Genomic DNA, 14,670 nt, shown 5'->3' on the forward strand with positions numbered 1-14,670 from the left:
GGCACCGCCAGGTTCAAATTAAAGGAATCCCCTGAATCGAAAGGTTTAGGGGATTTTTTTATTTATCAAGAAAAATAACTAGCAATCTATCCATTAACAATGGGAGACTCTTGTCTCATTTCTTACTTATTTCTCATTTGGAGAATATGCTCATTACGTTGCACTGTTTTAGTATGGTGCGGGATTAAAAAATGATCTGCCCCCCAAAAAGTTAGATGGTTATTAACTTAAATATTGAGCTCGGTATTGTACCGAGCTCAATCCCTTTAAATCGAGTTTAATTCGTTTTTCGTTGTAATACACCAAATATTCTTCAATTTCTGCCTGCAATTCAGCGATTGAAGTATAAGTGCGTGAGTAAAAGCATTCAGATTTTAATATCGCAAAAAAAACTTTCAATCACCGCATTATCGTAGCCATTTCCTCGGCGACTCATGCTTTGCACCGCTTTACCCTCTAACATTTTTACCCATTCCTGCGTGCCATACAATACACCTTGGTTGCTGTGAATAATCGGGCATTCTGTCGCTTTAAGTCGGCTAAGCCCTTGGTCTAACCTGGATTTCACCGGTGAAAACTTAGGGCGTGTTGCAAAACGATAAGCAATAATTTCTCGATTAGCCAAGTCCATCAACGGTGAAAAATAGAGTTTTTCTTGCTCAACGTGAAATTCGGTGACATCCGTTACCCATTTTTGATTGAGTGCCTTTGCGGTAAAATCACGATTCAGCACATTCGGTGCAATATGTGATGTTTTCCCTCGTTTCCCGTGTTTTTTCTTGCGCAAAATGGAATGAATTCCTAACTCATTCATCAGCTTTAACACCGTTTTATGATTCAAATGGAAACCCATTTGGCGTAACTTAAATGTCATTGGGCGGTAGCCATTCCGCTTTCTGTTCTTTTTATACAGCAACAATGAATTTGGCCTTAATCTTTCAATGATTTTTCTTTTTTCTGTCGTTGTTTTTGACGGTCTAGCGCCTCCAACTCCTTTAGGTAAGCAATCTCCGCACAAGCCAAGGCGGGTTCTCGTTGTCGCTTTTTAAACGCTTTTGGGGAAAAGTCTGTTGGTTCAGGGATTTCAATCTCTTTCTTTTTCATCTTTGGCTTCACTATTTTCGGTGTTTAAGGGGTTGTATAACGAGATTTTACGCCATCAAGCCCTCTTTCCCGAAATGTTTTTAGCCAATAAATGACGAGCGAATGGAAGATTTTATGAAGTTTAGCTACCTCTCGAATGTCCAAATTCTACTCGGTGACAAGTTTGATAATTTTTAAACGAAATTGATAAGAATAGGACATCATCTGCACCTTAAATTGGGTGTCCAGGTTTTGGGTTGCAGATCAAAGTGCGGTTGAAAATTTAATTGTTTTTTCAACCGCACTTTTTTTATCCCTTTTATTTGAATCTTAGTCAATTGCTGGAGTATATTCCCCTTTTGCAATAGTCTCTTTGATTCGTTTTGTTTCATCTTGTACTTGGTTTAGTAATGCTTTGATATTATCTAAGGTGACAATCGGGCTGAGCGTTGTCATTTTCAGTGCTTGTATATTCCCCACTTTGGTTACACCGATATTGGCTTCTCCACGTGCGAAGAGTTCGTCCGCTACATTTTGATTAAGGCTGTCTAGCCATTCACTCGGGTAACTTGGTGGCACAACACGGAATAGCACGGAGGCAAATTGTGGCTCAACTAAGAGCTCCAAGCCATTGCTCTGTTTGATATAGTCGGCTACTTCACGAGTTAAATTGATACCGTGATCGATCATTGAGCCGTATAGTTCTTCCCCTAAGGCTTCCACTGTGAACCATAATTTAAGCGCATCAAAACGGCGAGTAGTTTGTAGTGATTTTGCGACTAAATTAGGTACTCCGTGTTGTTCATCATATTCCGAATTGAGGTAATCCGCCTTGTAATCAATAAAGCGATAATTTTGTTCATCTTTGAGTAAGAATGCTCCACAGGAAATTGTTTGGAAGAAATGTTTGTGGAAATCAAGGGTGATAGAGTCCGCTAATTCTAAACCGTTTAAGAGATGGCGATATTGGTTGGAAAGTAGTAATGCTCCTCCCCAAGCAGCATCAACGTGTAACCAAATACTGTATTGGTGACAAATTGTACTGATTTGGGGTAATGGATCGATAGCTCCGGCATCGGTTGTTCCGGCTGTGGCAATGACACAAGCGATAATGTTACCCTGATCGATCTGTTCGGCAATCATTTTTGTCAGTGCTTGAGTATCCATTTGACCATTTTTATTTGATGGAACGGTGATAACGGATTGGAATCCCATTCCCATCATTGCCATATTTTTTTGTACGGAAAAGTGAGCGTTTTCGGAACAAAGTACTTTCACTTTGGTGAGCGCTTCAGGAGGTAACCCTAATTTTTGCACCGACCATTCTGAACCATTTTCTTGTTTCCAATAAGTGGCAATGCAAGCATCACGAGCCAATAATAACCCCATTAAATTAGATTGTGTTCCACCAGAGGTAAATACGCCGGCTTGACCGGCTTCGTAACCTGCTTTTTGGCGTAACCAATTGATTAGTTCAACTTCCATTAATGAACCCACAGGGCTTTGATCCCAAGAATCCATTGACTGGTTGGTCGCATTAATTAACACTTCGGCAATTTGGCTTGCCACCATTGTTGGGCAATGTAAATGAGCTAATGAATGGGGGTGATGAACTTTTAGGCTTTTATTCAAAAAAAGATCCGTTAAGCGGGCAAGGGATTTTTGTATCCCGAGACCCTCTTTAGAAGGCGTAAAGGTAATTTCTGAACGAAGTTGTTTGATACTACCGCCTGTATACATTTTTTCATTTTTTAGCCATAAACTGACCGCTTTTACGGCATCATGCATTGCGGTTTGATAGTCCGCAATTGCGTTATCATCATTGCAGAATAAGGCTTGTTTGTGCTGAGAGAAATTTGTCATCTTATCTTTCCAATAGGGGATAAATTAGAGATTGCGCTCCTGTTTGGTTTTTACTGAAGGAGCTGATATCGCAAAAAATCCGAAGAGGTGAATATTCTCTTCGGATTGTCCTTTATTAATTGCGTAATGCGAGTGCGTCTGCAACAGCTTTTCGAAAGCGAGTAATCATCTCTTCACATTCAGCTTGGTTGATGATTAATGGACAAAGAATACGAACAACATTGCCACCTCGTCCGCCACGTTCTAATAGTAATTTGTGGTTAAAACAGGCTTTTTGGATTTCTGCGGCAAGTTGAGGATCGGCAGGGTATGAACCAATACGATCTTTTGTTTGGCGTTCATCGACAATCTCAATACCAATCATTAATCCTTTGCCCCGTACATTGCCGATACAGCCATACTGCTCACTGAGACGTTTGAGTTCCGTTTGAAGGAAGACACCACGCTGCTCCGCATTTTGAGCAAGGTTCTGCTCTTTCATTATTTTGAGCGAAACGTAGCCTGTTGCCATTGCTAATTGATTGCCACGGAATGTCCCTGTGTGTCCGGCAGGTTGCCAAGCATCAAATTCTTTTTTAATTGCTAATACGGCTAATGGTAAGCTGCCACCCACTGCCTTCGACATTACAACCACATCTGGCTCGATACCTGCGTGTTCGAAAGCAAACATTTTGCCGGAACGACAGAAACCCGCTTGTACTTCGTCTAAAATTAAAACAATACCGTGTTTTTGGGTGACTTCACGGATTTTTTGTAACCATTTGGTTGGCGCACTCACGACACCGCCTTCGCCTTGAATCGCTTCTAAAATCACTGCCGCAGGTTTTACAACACCGCTTTCTACATCTTCAATAAAGTTTTCAAAATAGTAAGTTAGCGCCTCAACACCCGCTTCACCACCAATGCCTAATGGACAACGATATTCGTGTGGGTAAGGTAGAAATTGAACGCCGGGCATTAAGTTTTGTACGGCATTTTTTGCGTTTAGGTTACCCGTCATTGAGAGTGAACCCTGTGTCATTCCGTGATAGCCACCGGAAAATGCAATGACATTACCGCGACCGGTATAGGTTTTCGCAAGTTTAATTGCGGCTTCCGTACCATCTGCACCCGTTGGGCCACAGAATTGTAGGCGATATTGATCCTTAGGGAAGAAGGATAACAGTTCAGCGGTAAATGCATCTTTTAATGGCGTGGTTAAATCAAGTGTATGTAACGGTAAGCCGCTTGCTAACACATCTTGAATTGCTTCAATTACAGCCGGATGATTATGCCCTAAGGCTAATGTCCCCGCACCGGCTAAACAATCCAAATATTGATTGCCTTCTACATCAGTAACCCAACAGCCTTGTGCTTTTGCGATTGCAAGAGGAAGTTTTCTTGGATAACTACGAACATTGGATTCCATTTCATTTTGGCGATCTAAGTAATAAGCGTTAGTTGCTTGATGAATTGGATTTACAGGAGTGTTTGTCATTTATAGAGACCTTCAAAAAGAGGTTAAAAAAATAAGTCGGGTGCCTTGCGGAAAGACTAAGCTTTCTTATCCTTAAAGATAAGATGCCTTGGGGCATTTGACTCGCTACTTATTAAAAAAAGCGTTTCAGCTTTTTTATTTTTGCTCTGTTTGATTTTCCAAAAGATCGGAAGACCCTGGAAGCAACGCTTTAAATGCAGAGCACATTCAAAGGCGCTTAATGGTACATTTTTTTACTAAAAAAGAAAGTGATTTTTTCATTCACCACATATTTTTGAAGGAATATGTGTTTTGGTTTCGTTTTCCTTGTCGGATATTCAAATTGGGTTAAAAAGTAAAAATACGAAAAATCAATGGATGAAAGTTGAGCTTGCAGAATATCAATATTTTGATTCACACTATATTTCAGTGTGGCTCAAACCTGATATCTATTCTATCACAACCAAACTTTTATCTTTTGATCCTATAAGATTTACTCAAGAGCGGTCAAAATTAGAGATAAAAATCCAATTTTCTCAACAAATAACCCCTCGTACTTTACTTTGTCAAATTCTCCCCATTTATTGTTTAGGTGTAGATGAATTTCAGCAACATTTATTTTATGATTTTTCTTATAGTGTTTATTTTCCTCGTCAGTTAAATCACAAACATCCTTTAATCATCTGTTTACACGGTGCAGGAGAAGGTGGGAAGAATCAAAGCAATCTTTTGGCCGATAAAATGGCAATAACATTTTGGAATAAATCAACTAAAGTATTGTTTGATTATCCTTAATATTTTTGCACCGTAATGTCCGAGTTTTTGGTTAAAAAACTTTGTATTAAATGACCGCACTTATTGTGGAGAACGTGATTACACAGATGATTTATTAAAATTAGTGACCCAATTTATTGCACAACATCCTAACATTGACCGCCAACGGGTTTATATCGTAGGAGGCGCTATGGGAGGGGATCAAGGGTTACGACTATTTGCAGCAAAACCTGATTTATTTACAGAGGCATTAATTGCTTGCCCCGCTCAAGTTCCCACTAAGACACAATTGAATGTATTAATAAATAAGCCCATTTGGTTTTTTACAGTGTCATCGCGATCAAGTTGTGCCTGTTGAAATACTCAAAAAATTATACGGTACTTAATATCTCAGGAGGATTCTTATTCGGTTTTGATACGGCGGTGATCAGTGGCACGGTTGAATCTATCCGCCGTTCAGCATTTGGATTTGGCTTGACCTCCGGTGAACTGGGCTTTGCTGTATCGGTGCTTATTTTATGTGAAACATTTTATTCCCGAAACGGGTAATAAAGCATTAGACGAAATGTCATTTTCTTTGGAAAAACGGTAATAAAAAAGAGCGGTTAAAATTCTCTCAGATTTTTTAGTATTATGTGGCAATCGCACGAACAAATTTTCACCTCGTACGAGTCGTGCGAGGTTGATTAACTCCGGTTATATTAGGGTTGATAGCCACAAAGTGATTTAGGTTAATTAATACCATAGGGTTCGTATGGCGTGGAAAATGAAAATTGTGCATTTACGACATAATTACCGACGTTATTTTACTTACCCTCATTCTCCCCATTAGGTCAAAAGGTGGGGGGGGAGCCACCTCTTTTCTTCCCGGCTATTCAGCGAGATTGACTGCACCTCCATAGCCAAGCTGCCGCCAAGCCTCATACACGGTGACGGCCACTGCATTGGATAAATTCATACTGCGGCTATTGGCGGTCATCGGAATACGGATTTTTTGTTCCATCGGCAGAGTGTCTAGAATGGTCATTGGAATACCCCGGGTTTCAGGGCCGAACATTAAGTAATCCCCCTGTTCAAATTTCACTTGGCTATGGACCGGTGAACCTTTGGTGGTGAGGGCAAATAACCGTTTCGGTTTTTCATTTTCTAAAAAAGCCTCAAAAGTTTTATGGCGTTTGATATGGGCAAATTCGTGGTAGTCCAATCCCGAACGGCGCAGGCGTTTGTCATCCCACGTGAAACCGAGGGGATCGATTAAATGCAGACGAAAACCGGTGTTGGCACAAAGGCGGATAATATTGCCGGTATTTTGCGGAATTTCAGGCTCATATAACACAATATCTAACATAATTTCTCTCAATTTTGATATAAACGATAGTTCACCATTCCGGTGGTTTTTTCTTTTAATAATGTCCAATGTTCAGGTGTGTTGACGTGGCTGTCTTTTTCCGTTTCCACATAAATAAGGGCATTGGGATACAGCCAGTTATTTTCGGTAAGTAGTCGGATCGCTTGTTCAGCCAAACCAAAATGAAAAGGCGGATCAAGAAACACCACATCAAAGTACGGTTGATTTTGCGGTAGTTTTAAAAAATCTAAACAACTTTGATTGAATACCTGAGCTTGTTTTTCCGTGCATTTCAACGTTTGCAGATTTTTTTTCAGTTGATGGGCAACGGTTTTGTCTTTTTCTAAAAAGGTCACTTTTTCGGCTTGACGGGAAAGGGCTTCAATCCCTAACGAACCACTGCCGGCAAAACCGTCTAAACATTTTGCCTGATGAATGTAGGGCATTAACCAATTGAATAAGGTTTCTTTGACACGGTCGCCGGTGGGGCGTAACCCTTCGGCGTTTAACACGGGTAATTTCCGTCCACGCCAAAGTCCGGCGATAATACGAACTTCACCTTTTGGCGATTGTCCTTGTGATTTTTTCATAAAGAAACGGATTTTTAGTGAAAATTCTGCTTAGTTTAGACGATTTTTTGCTAGAATGAACCACATTTTTATCGGACAGCAGTTAAGAGAACAATTTATGGTAGAAGAAAAGAAAAAAGGCGGATTTTGGGCATCATTATTTGGGCGTAATAAAAAACAAGAAAGCACGCAAATTGAACCCACCATTGAAGAAGAAAAAATCGAGGAAACGGCTGTTGAAAATGAAATTATCGAACCTTCTGTTGAAAAGGTGAAAGAGCAGTCAGATAAAGCAGAAAGTGCGGTCAATTTTGACGCTGTTTTAACTGAAGAGGCGCCAAAAGATGAGGTGGAACAAGCTGAAATAGAAGAAAAAAATTCAGAAATTTCAACCGCACTTGAGCACCCTGACACGATTATTGAGCCTGAAAATGTAGAAGAAAATTGCGCCGTTGAAGGGGAGGAGATTGAAGCTGATATTGTCGAAGAGGTGAAACAAGAATTTCATCCTGAAGCCCAATTGGGCGCCCAGAGTGAGACTCGTGAAAAACCAAGTGAGGGCGGTTTTTTCAGTCGTTTAGTGAAAGGATTACTCAAAACAAAACAAAATATTGGTGCAGGTTTCCGCCATTTTTTCTTAGGTAAAAAAATTGATGATGAATTGTTTGAGGAATTGGAAGAACAACTGCTCATTGCCGATATTGGCGTGCCAACCACTACGAAAATCATCAAAAATTTAACGGAACACGCCAGTCGTAAGCAATTGCAAGATGCCGAATTGTTGTATCAACAGTTAAAAGTGGAAATGGCAACCATTCTTGAGCCGGTGGCTCAGCCTTTAACCATTGACCGTAGCAAAAAACCTTATGTGATTTTAATGGTAGGGGTGAACGGCGTGGGGAAAACCACCACCATTGGTAAACTTGCCCGTAAATTCCAAGAGGAAGGGAAATCCGTGATGTTGGCAGCCGGCGATACTTTCCGTGCAGCGGCGGTGGAGCAGTTGCAGGTGTGGGGCGAACGTAACCATATTCCGGTTATCGCACAAAGTACGGGGGCGGATTCTGCCTCAGTGATTTTTGATGCCATGCAATCTGCGGCGGCTCGTAATATTGATATTTTAATTGCTGATACCGCAGGGCGTTTACAAAATAAAAATAATTTAATGGACGAGTTGAAAAAAATCGTCCGAGTGATGAAAAAATATGATGAAACCGCCCCTCATGAAATTATGCTCACGCTTGATGCGGGAACGGGGCAAAATGCTATCAGCCAAGCAAAATTATTTAATGAAGCGGTCGGTTTAACCGGTATTTCTCTCACAAAACTGGATGGCACGGCAAAAGGCGGGGTGATTTTCGCCATTGCCGATCAGTTTAACTTACCGATTCGTTATATTGGTGTCGGAGAAAAAATTGAAGATTTACGCGAGTTTAACGCCCAAGAATTTATTGACGCATTATTTATCCACGAAGAAGAATAAGGACAGATCGTGATTAAATTTTCTAATGTATCCAAAGCCTATCACGGCGCAACCCAACCGGCGTTGCAAGGGCTGAATTTTCATTTACCGGTTGGCAGTATGACCTATCTTGTCGGCCATTCCGGAGCGGGGAAAAGCACCTTGCTCAAATTGATTATGGGCATGGAAAAAGCCAATGCGGGGCAAATCTGGTTTAATGGCCACGACATTACTCGCCTGTCAAAATATGAGATTCCTTTTTTACGCCGTCAAATTGGCATGGTTCACCAAGATTACCGCTTATTGACTGATCGGACCGTGGTAGAGAATGTGGCATTACCGCTGATTATTACCGGTATGAATCCGAAAGATGCCCACTCTCGTGCGATGGCATCGCTTGATCGCGTAGGGCTTCGTAACAAGGCGCATTATTTGCCGCCACAAATTTCCGGTGGGGAACAACAGCGGGTGGATATTGCCCGTGCGATTGTGCATAAACCACAACTTTTATTGGCGGATGAACCGACGGGGAATCTCGATGATGAACTATCTTTAGGGATTTTTAATCTCTTTGAAGAGTTCAATCGTTTGGGAATGACCGTATTAATCGCTACTCACGACATTAATCTCATTCAACAAAAACCAAAACCTTGTTTAGTGCTTGAACAAGGCTATTTACGTTATTAAGGAAATACTATGAGCCGATCAACGGATGCTTCTTTTATTGTGCAAACGGCTTACACCTTACGAGCTGTATGGGCAGATTTGTGGCAACGCAAATTCGGTACATTGCTGACGATTTTGGTGATTGCAGTTTCGCTCACGATTCCGACAGTCAGCTATCTCATGTGGAAAAATTTACATTTAGCGACCACACAATTTTATCCGGAAAGTGAACTCACCATTTATTTACACAAAAATTTAACGGAAGAAGATGCGAATTTAGTGGTGGAAAAAATCCGCCAACAAGAAGGGGTGGATTCTCTCAATTACGTTTCCCGCCAAGAGAGCTTAAAGGAGTTTAAAAGCTGGTCCGGTTTTGGGGAAGAATTGGACATTCTTGATGACAACCCCTTACCGGCAGTGGTGATGGTGAAACCCACGAGTGAATTTAATGCGTCTGAAAAACGGGAAAGCCTGCGTGCCAATCTCGATAAAATTAAAGGCGTGCAAGAAGTACGGTTAGATAATGATTGGATGGAAAAATTGACCGCACTTTCATGGCTGGTAGCACATGTGGCAATTTTTTGTACGGTGTTAATGGCGATTGCCGTGTTCTTAGTGATCGGCAACAGTATTCGTTCCGATGTATATAGCGGCCGGGCTGACATTGATGTGATGAAATTACTCGGCGCAACAGATCATTTCATCCTCCGTCCTTACCTCTACACCGGTATGATTTATGCTCTGCTGGGTGGTTTTGTTGCTGCCATTTTTAGTAGTTTTATCATTGGCTATTTCACGTCTGCGGTGAAGTATGTGACCGATATTTTCGCCGTACAGTTTGCCCTAAACGGCTTAGCTGTCGGAGAATTGATTTTTCTCTTAGTCAGCTGTTTGATTATGGGTTATGTTGGCGCTTGGATCGCCGCAAAAAGACACATTGCCTTGATTGATAAGCAGGTTTAAGGAAAAAGTGCGCTTGTTTTTGAGGGGAAATTTGTAAAAACCGGATAACCGCATATCCTTTATAGCAGATCCGATTTAATTGGAGTCACTACAATAAGGTAAAAATAATTTTGCCCATTACAAAAGCCCTCTCAATCTTAGCGTTTGAATAAGAGAGCCAATACCGATCATAATTGTAACTATAATAATCTTTCTAGTGAGTGCTTTATCTACTTTCTTTTCAATTTGATAATATATAGCTTTTGCTTTTGCAAAATTTTGTGATTCTTCATTATTACTTGGTTTATTAAGCCATTTTTCAATACGTTCTAGCGTTTTATCTTCGTGATAGCTTATAGGAAATAAAGTAAAACTTAGCATATTATATTTGCTTTTTATTGGTGAATAAATCGAATAAAAATCGTCATTTTCGCTAAGTAAAAAGTCTTCGATAAAATTCATTAGCTCACCTTCTCCTATTCCACCATTTCCAATTTGTCTAACAATGATAGATTCTTTTTTCTCAGCCGGAAGACCTAATAAGATCATTCTTGGTTTTTCACTGTGCATCATTGGTAATAGGTAATCTGAATCGGTATTAATTATTGTTTTTAAGAAAGCAATACCATTATTAAAAGAAAGTGTTTGTGCAGTAATATTCTCACTATTATTATATTTTTTGCGTTTAAAAATAACTTGTGGGATTTTGTAAATATAAAACCTTCCCCAAGATTGTAAATAAGCAATTCTCTTACGTTTGTCAATTCTGATGGGGCGTTGATTAGGAATTAACGCAAGAAATAGTAAAAGAAAAAGTGGACTTAAGAAAAATGTATAACCCCATTGGCGTAAACTTAGAATAAGATTCGGATATACCTTTTCAAATTCTTTAAGAGTCGGTATTTTTATTCTTTCTAATTCATTATAAAGTTTAAAATAAGTATGTTGAGCACAGTAACGATCTTTAAAAAACACTCTTTATCTAGATGTTCATTTAATTCAGCATTTCTAAAGTTATAAATTTTTTCGATTTGTTCATCTTTAAGAGGTGATGATATATTATGTTTATAATCTGGCTGAAATAGCTTTATTTCATTTTCTTTCCTTGTTTTTCCTTCTAGGTTTTCAGTGACGTATTCTATATATTCTTGATATTTGCGATTTGTTACCTCAGCAGGATGAAAGAAAGCATCAAAGATGTCTTGCTTAGAAATATCATCCCTAAATTGATATTCTATAAAAGCGATTATTATAAATACAATATAAAAAGCAACAATGAAAAAACGGATTGTTGGCGAAACAGGGCGTCTGATTTCAATTACATCCGGACTTATAAATTTAACGTGCCTAGCAATATATTTTTTTGAATACTCTAGCATAAGTTTTCTATAATTTTTTTATTGAAAGCTCAAAACCGATTTTATAGGCATTCCATTAAATTGCAAGAAGTGTGATTATACTACAAAGTAGCATTACGTAAGGTAAAAGGATTGAAAACAGCAGAGGTTGTAAAACTATGTGGAAAACAACCGCACTTTTCATCTATTTTTAAATAAATACCTTGCAATCCGTTTCGGTTTTATGTAGTATTTGCGAGCTTTCAGTGTGAGAGCCGTTTAATGTAATCATTTATTAAACGTGCGCAACGATATGTTGCGTTAAACAATGTTTCCGATTTGGAGACTATATAACAGGTAACTTGCACCTCCTTTATCTATGTTTGAAGTTAGAATTGTGATTGGTGTTAGTTTTTTTATTAGCTAAATTTTATTGGAGCTCTGGTCTAATGCAGAACCAAAGAATCCGTATCCGCTTAAAAGCGTTCGATCACCGTTTGATCGACCAATCTACTGCGGAGATCGTAGAAACAGCTAAACGTACCGGTGCGCAAGTTCGTGGTCCGATTCCTTTACCAACTCGTAAAGAACGTTTCACCGTGTTGATTTCTCCACATGTGAACAAAGATGCTCGTGACCAATACGAAATTCGTACTCATAAACGTTTAGTCGATATCGTAGAGCCAACAGAAAAAACTGTTGATGCATTAATGCGTTTAGATTTGGCTGCCGGCGTTGACGTGCAGATCAGCCTAGGTTAATTAAGAGGTTATTACAATGATTGGTTTAGTCGGTCGTAAAGTTGGTATGACCCGTATCTTCAATGAAGATGGTGTGTCAGTACCAGTTACCGTTATCGAAATCGAAGCCAACCGCGTAACTCAAGTTAAAACTCTTGAAAACGATGGCTATACTGCAATTCAAGTTACTACTGGTTCTAAAAAAGCGAACCGTGTAACTAAGCCTGAAGCAGGTCATTTCGTGAAAGCAGGTGTTGAAGCTGGTCGCGGTTTATGGGAATTCCGTACTGAAGGTGAAGAATTCACTTTAGGTCAAGAAATCAATGTTGACATCTTTGCAGATGTTAAAAAAGTGGATGTTACCGGTACTTCTAAAGGTAAAGGTTTCCAAGGTGGTGTTAAACGTTGGAATTTCCGTACTCAAGATGCTACCCACGGTAACTCTTTATCACATCGTGTCCTTGGTTCTATTGGTCAAAACCAAACTCCGGGTCGTGTGTTTAAAGGTAAAAAAATGGCAGGACATTTAGGTGCTGAGCGTGTAACCGTTCAATCACTTGAGGTCGTTCGTGTAGATGCTGAGCGTAAATTGCTATTAGTAAAAGGTTCTGTACCTGGTGCTATCAATGGCGATGTTATCGTGAAGCCGGCAGTTAAAGCATAAGTCTAGGAGATAGAGATGGAATTACAAGTTGTAGGTGCAAATGCACTCACTGTTTCTGAAACTACCTTCGGACGTGAGTTTAACGAAGCGTTGATCCACCAAGTTGTTGTTGCTTATGCAGCAGGTGCGCGTCAAGGTACTCGTGCTCAAAAAACGCGTGCTGAAGTGTCTGGTTCAGGTAAAAAACCTTGGCGTCAGAAAGGTACAGGTCGTGCTCGTGTTGGTGATATTAAATCTCCAATTTGGCGTTCTGGTGGTACAACCTTCGCAGCAAAACCACAAGATCATAGCCAAAAAGTGAACAAGAAAATGTACCGTGGTGCAATCAAAAGCATTCTTTCTGAATTAGTTCGTCAAGATCGCTTAGTTGTGGTTGAAAAATTTGAGATTGATGCACCAAAAACTAAAGTTTTAGTACAAAAATTAAAAGATTTAGCCGTTGAAGATGCGTTAATTATCACAGCAAGTTTAGATGAAAATCTATTCTTAGCAGCACGTAACTTATATAAAGTTGACGTACGTGACGCACAAGGTATCGATCCGGTAAGCTTAATCGCTTTCGATAAAGTGATTGTTACTGTTGATGCTGTGAAACAAATTGAGGAGATCTTAGCATGAGTCAAGAACGTTTGCTGAGTGTGCTTCGTGCACCACATATCTCTGAAAAAGCAACCAACAATGCTGAAAAATCTAACACTGTTGTACTTAAAGTTGCTTTAGATGCGAACAAAGCTGAAATTGCTGCTGCTGTTGCTCAATTATTTGAAGTAAAAGTAGATTCTGTTCGTACTGTGGTTGTTAAAGGTAAAACTAAACGCCGTGGTACCAAAATGGGTCGCCGTAGCGACTGGAAAAAAGCTTATGTAACTTTAGCCGAAGGCCAAAATTTGGACTTCGTGGACAGTGCAGAGTAATCGGAGGAGAATAGAGAATGGCTATCGTGAAATGTAAGCCGACCTCCGCTGGTCGTCGTCACGTTGTTAAAATCGTGAACCCTGAATTACACAAGGGCAAACCTTACGCACCATTACTAGATACTAAATCTAAAACCGGTGGTCGTAACAACTATGGTCGTATTACAACTCGTCACATTGGTGGGGGTCATAAACAACACTACCGTTTAATCGATTTCAAACGTAACAAGTTAGATATTCCGGCGGTTGTTGAGCGTTTAGAATATGATCCAAACCGCTCTGCTAACATTGCTTTAGTGCTTTATAAAGATGGTGAACGTCGTTATATCCTAGCACCGAAAGGCTTGTCAGTAGGCGATCAAATTCAAGCTGGTATTAACTCACCAATTAAAGTGGGTAATGCATTACCGATGCGTAATATTCCAGTTGGTTCAACGGTACATAACGTTGAATTAAAACCGGGTAAAGGCGGTCAAATTGCTCGTTCTGCCGGTGCATATGTACAAATCATTGCTCGTGAAGGCAACTATGTCACTTTGCGTTTGCGTTCAGGCGAAATGCGTAAAGTATTAGCAGAATGTGTTGCGACAATTGGTGAAGTTGGTAACTCAGAGCATATGCTTCGCGTATTGGGTAAAGCGGGTGCGAACCGTTGGAGAGGTATTCGTCCGACCGTTCGTGGTACTGCAATGAACCCGGTAGATCACCCACACGGTGGTGGTGAAGGTCGTAACTTTGGTAAACACCCTGTTACTCCATGGGGCGTTCAAACCAAAGGTAAGAAAACTCGTCACAACAAACGTACTGATAAATATATCGTACGTCGTCGTGGCAAATAATAGATTAAATTAA

The 14,670-nt window shown here is 40.0% G+C and carries 18 protein-coding genes and 2 pseudogenes; 11 read left to right on the forward strand and 9 right to left on the reverse strand.

Annotated features, from left to right (window positions below):
- Positions 1-222: 222 nt before the first annotated feature.
- From BKK50_RS13195 to BKK50_RS03565, 5 genes and pseudogenes are all read right to left on the reverse strand, one after another.
- Positions 223-399 (reverse strand): IS3 family transposase, encoded by a 177-nt coding sequence (locus tag BKK50_RS13195; protein WP_143529740.1) that lies wholly within the window; start codon positions 397-399, stop codon positions 223-225.
- Positions 368-1,018, reverse strand: a complete 651-nt coding sequence (locus BKK50_RS03545; RefSeq protein ID WP_143529741.1) for an IS3 family transposase — start codon at positions 1,016-1,018, stop codon at positions 368-370. The genes BKK50_RS13195 and BKK50_RS03545 overlap by 32 nt, the downstream gene beginning before the upstream one ends.
- Positions 931-1,248 (reverse strand): annotated as a pseudogene (locus tag BKK50_RS12665) (transposase). Before BKK50_RS12665 ends, BKK50_RS03545 begins: the two are co-directional and overlap by 88 nt.
- Positions 1,249-1,413: 165 nt before the next feature.
- Positions 1,414-2,946 carry a pyridoxal phosphate-dependent decarboxylase family protein gene (locus BKK50_RS03560; protein WP_077415388.1) on the reverse strand — a complete coding sequence of 511 codons (1,533 nt, stop codon included), beginning with the start codon at positions 2,944-2,946 and terminating at the stop codon, positions 1,414-1,416.
- Between the two features lie 115 nt (positions 2,947-3,061).
- Positions 3,062-4,423, reverse strand: a complete 1,362-nt coding sequence (locus BKK50_RS03565; RefSeq protein WP_077415390.1) for a diaminobutyrate--2-oxoglutarate transaminase — start codon at positions 4,421-4,423, stop codon at positions 3,062-3,064.
- Positions 4,424-4,780: 357 nt separating this feature from the next.
- Here BKK50_RS03565 and BKK50_RS03570 point away from each other — a divergent pair, with 357 nt between their 5' ends.
- The 3 genes and pseudogenes from BKK50_RS03570 to BKK50_RS03575 all read left to right on the forward strand — a co-directional run bounded on the left by BKK50_RS03570 (position 4,781) and on the right by BKK50_RS03575 (position 5,725).
- Positions 4,781-5,197, forward strand: coding sequence for a hypothetical protein (locus BKK50_RS03570; RefSeq protein WP_143529742.1), 417 nt, complete (start codon positions 4,781-4,783; stop codon positions 5,195-5,197).
- A gap of 49 nt (positions 5,198-5,246) precedes the next feature.
- Positions 5,247-5,534 (forward strand): annotated as a pseudogene (locus BKK50_RS13200) (hypothetical protein); the annotation flags it as partial.
- Positions 5,531-5,725 (forward strand): hypothetical protein, encoded by a 195-nt coding sequence (locus tag BKK50_RS03575; protein ID WP_077415394.1) that lies wholly within the window; start codon positions 5,531-5,533, stop codon positions 5,723-5,725. The pseudogene BKK50_RS13200 and the gene BKK50_RS03575, both read left to right, overlap by 4 nt.
- Positions 5,726-6,047: 322 nt before the next feature.
- Here BKK50_RS03575 and trmL read toward each other — a convergent pair whose 3' ends face one another.
- Together trmL and rsmD are read right to left on the reverse strand one after the other, a co-directional pair.
- Positions 6,048-6,524, reverse strand: coding sequence for a tRNA (uridine(34)/cytosine(34)/5-carboxymethylaminomethyluridine(34)-2'-O)-methyltransferase TrmL (gene trmL, locus BKK50_RS03580; protein ID WP_077415396.1), 477 nt, complete (start codon positions 6,522-6,524; stop codon positions 6,048-6,050).
- Between the two features lie 8 nt (positions 6,525-6,532).
- Positions 6,533-7,114, reverse strand: coding sequence for a 16S rRNA (guanine(966)-N(2))-methyltransferase RsmD (gene rsmD / locus BKK50_RS03585; protein WP_077415398.1), 582 nt, complete (start codon positions 7,112-7,114; stop codon positions 6,533-6,535).
- 97 nt (positions 7,115-7,211) lie between these two features.
- Here rsmD and ftsY point away from each other — a divergent pair, with 97 nt between their 5' ends.
- Genes ftsY through ftsX form a run of 3 tightly spaced genes read left to right on the forward strand, consistent with a single transcriptional unit; the run spans position 7,212 to position 10,184 of the window.
- Positions 7,212-8,576 carry a signal recognition particle-docking protein FtsY gene (gene ftsY, locus BKK50_RS03590; protein ID WP_077415400.1) on the forward strand — a complete coding sequence of 455 codons (1,365 nt, stop codon included), beginning with the start codon at positions 7,212-7,214 and terminating at the stop codon, positions 8,574-8,576.
- A 9-nt stretch (positions 8,577-8,585) separates the two neighbouring features.
- A complete protein-coding gene (gene ftsE, locus BKK50_RS03595) occupies positions 8,586-9,242 on the forward strand; it encodes a cell division ATP-binding protein FtsE (RefSeq protein WP_077415402.1) in 657 nt (218 codons plus the stop codon).
- Between the two features lie 9 nt (positions 9,243-9,251).
- On the forward strand, positions 9,252-10,184 hold the full coding sequence (gene ftsX / locus BKK50_RS03600; RefSeq protein WP_077415404.1) for a permease-like cell division protein FtsX: 933 nt from the start codon (positions 9,252-9,254) through the stop codon (positions 10,182-10,184).
- 117 nt (positions 10,185-10,301) lie between these two features.
- Here ftsX and BKK50_RS03605 read toward each other — a convergent pair whose 3' ends face one another.
- Both BKK50_RS03605 and BKK50_RS03610 read right to left on the reverse strand, forming a co-directional pair.
- On the reverse strand, positions 10,302-11,138 hold the full coding sequence (locus BKK50_RS03605) for a hypothetical protein (protein WP_077415406.1): 837 nt from the start codon (positions 11,136-11,138) through the stop codon (positions 10,302-10,304).
- Positions 11,078-11,542, reverse strand: a complete 465-nt coding sequence (locus BKK50_RS03610; protein ID WP_077415408.1) for a P-loop NTPase family protein — start codon at positions 11,540-11,542, stop codon at positions 11,078-11,080. The genes BKK50_RS03605 and BKK50_RS03610 overlap by 61 nt, the downstream gene beginning before the upstream one ends.
- Positions 11,543-11,949: 407 nt before the next feature.
- Here BKK50_RS03610 and rpsJ point away from each other — a divergent pair, with 407 nt between their 5' ends.
- Genes rpsJ through rplB form a run of 5 tightly spaced genes read left to right on the forward strand, consistent with a single transcriptional unit; the run spans position 11,950 to position 14,657 of the window.
- Entirely contained in the window at positions 11,950-12,261 is a 312-nt protein-coding gene (rpsJ, locus tag BKK50_RS03615) for a 30S ribosomal protein S10 (RefSeq protein WP_001181005.1), read from the forward strand.
- A 16-nt stretch (positions 12,262-12,277) separates the two neighbouring features.
- Positions 12,278-12,904, forward strand: a complete 627-nt coding sequence (gene rplC, locus BKK50_RS03620) for a 50S ribosomal protein L3 (RefSeq protein WP_018356226.1) — start codon at positions 12,278-12,280, stop codon at positions 12,902-12,904.
- Positions 12,905-12,919: 15 nt separating this feature from the next.
- Positions 12,920-13,522, forward strand: a complete 603-nt coding sequence (rplD, locus tag BKK50_RS03625) for a 50S ribosomal protein L4 (RefSeq protein WP_077415410.1) — start codon at positions 12,920-12,922, stop codon at positions 13,520-13,522.
- On the forward strand, positions 13,519-13,818 hold the full coding sequence (gene rplW / locus BKK50_RS03630) for a 50S ribosomal protein L23 (protein WP_018356228.1): 300 nt from the start codon (positions 13,519-13,521) through the stop codon (positions 13,816-13,818). Before rplD ends, rplW begins: the two co-directional genes overlap by 4 nt.
- A gap of 17 nt (positions 13,819-13,835) precedes the next feature.
- Positions 13,836-14,657, forward strand: a complete 822-nt coding sequence (gene rplB / locus BKK50_RS03635; RefSeq protein ID WP_018356229.1) for a 50S ribosomal protein L2 — start codon at positions 13,836-13,838, stop codon at positions 14,655-14,657.
- Positions 14,658-14,670: the final 13 nt, after the last annotated feature.

It is taken from the genome of Rodentibacter rarus (assembly GCF_001998965.1).
Lineage (GTDB): Bacteria > Pseudomonadota > Gammaproteobacteria > Enterobacterales > Pasteurellaceae > Rodentibacter > Rodentibacter rarus.

Excerpts from the sequence above, each read along its gene's own strand:
- BKK50_RS03560 (WP_077415388.1), bottom strand. The coding sequence starts at position 2,946 with ATGACAAATTTCTCTCAGCACAAACAAGCCTTATTCTGCAATGATGAT.
- BKK50_RS03565 (WP_077415390.1), bottom strand. The coding sequence starts at position 4,423 with ATGACAAACACTCCTGTAAATCCAATTCATCAAGCAACTAACGCTTAT.
- BKK50_RS03570 (WP_143529742.1), top strand. The coding sequence starts at position 4,781 with ATGAAAGTTGAGCTTGCAGAATATCAATATTTTGATTCACACTATATT.
- trmL (WP_077415396.1), bottom strand. The coding sequence starts at position 6,524 with ATGTTAGATATTGTGTTATATGAGCCTGAAATTCCGCAAAATACCGGC.
- rsmD (WP_077415398.1), bottom strand. The coding sequence starts at position 7,114 with ATGAAAAAATCACAAGGACAATCGCCAAAAGGTGAAGTTCGTATTATC.
- ftsY (WP_077415400.1), top strand. The coding sequence starts at position 7,212 with ATGGTAGAAGAAAAGAAAAAAGGCGGATTTTGGGCATCATTATTTGGG.
- ftsX (WP_077415404.1), top strand. The coding sequence starts at position 9,252 with ATGAGCCGATCAACGGATGCTTCTTTTATTGTGCAAACGGCTTACACC.
- BKK50_RS03610 (WP_077415408.1), bottom strand. The coding sequence starts at position 11,542 with ATGCTAGAGTATTCAAAAAAATATATTGCTAGGCACGTTAAATTTATA.
- rpsJ (WP_001181005.1), top strand. The coding sequence starts at position 11,950 with ATGCAGAACCAAAGAATCCGTATCCGCTTAAAAGCGTTCGATCACCGT.
- rplC (WP_018356226.1), top strand. The coding sequence starts at position 12,278 with ATGATTGGTTTAGTCGGTCGTAAAGTTGGTATGACCCGTATCTTCAAT.
- rplD (WP_077415410.1), top strand. The coding sequence starts at position 12,920 with ATGGAATTACAAGTTGTAGGTGCAAATGCACTCACTGTTTCTGAAACT.
- rplW (WP_018356228.1), top strand. The coding sequence starts at position 13,519 with ATGAGTCAAGAACGTTTGCTGAGTGTGCTTCGTGCACCACATATCTCT.
- rplB (WP_018356229.1), top strand. The coding sequence starts at position 13,836 with ATGGCTATCGTGAAATGTAAGCCGACCTCCGCTGGTCGTCGTCACGTT.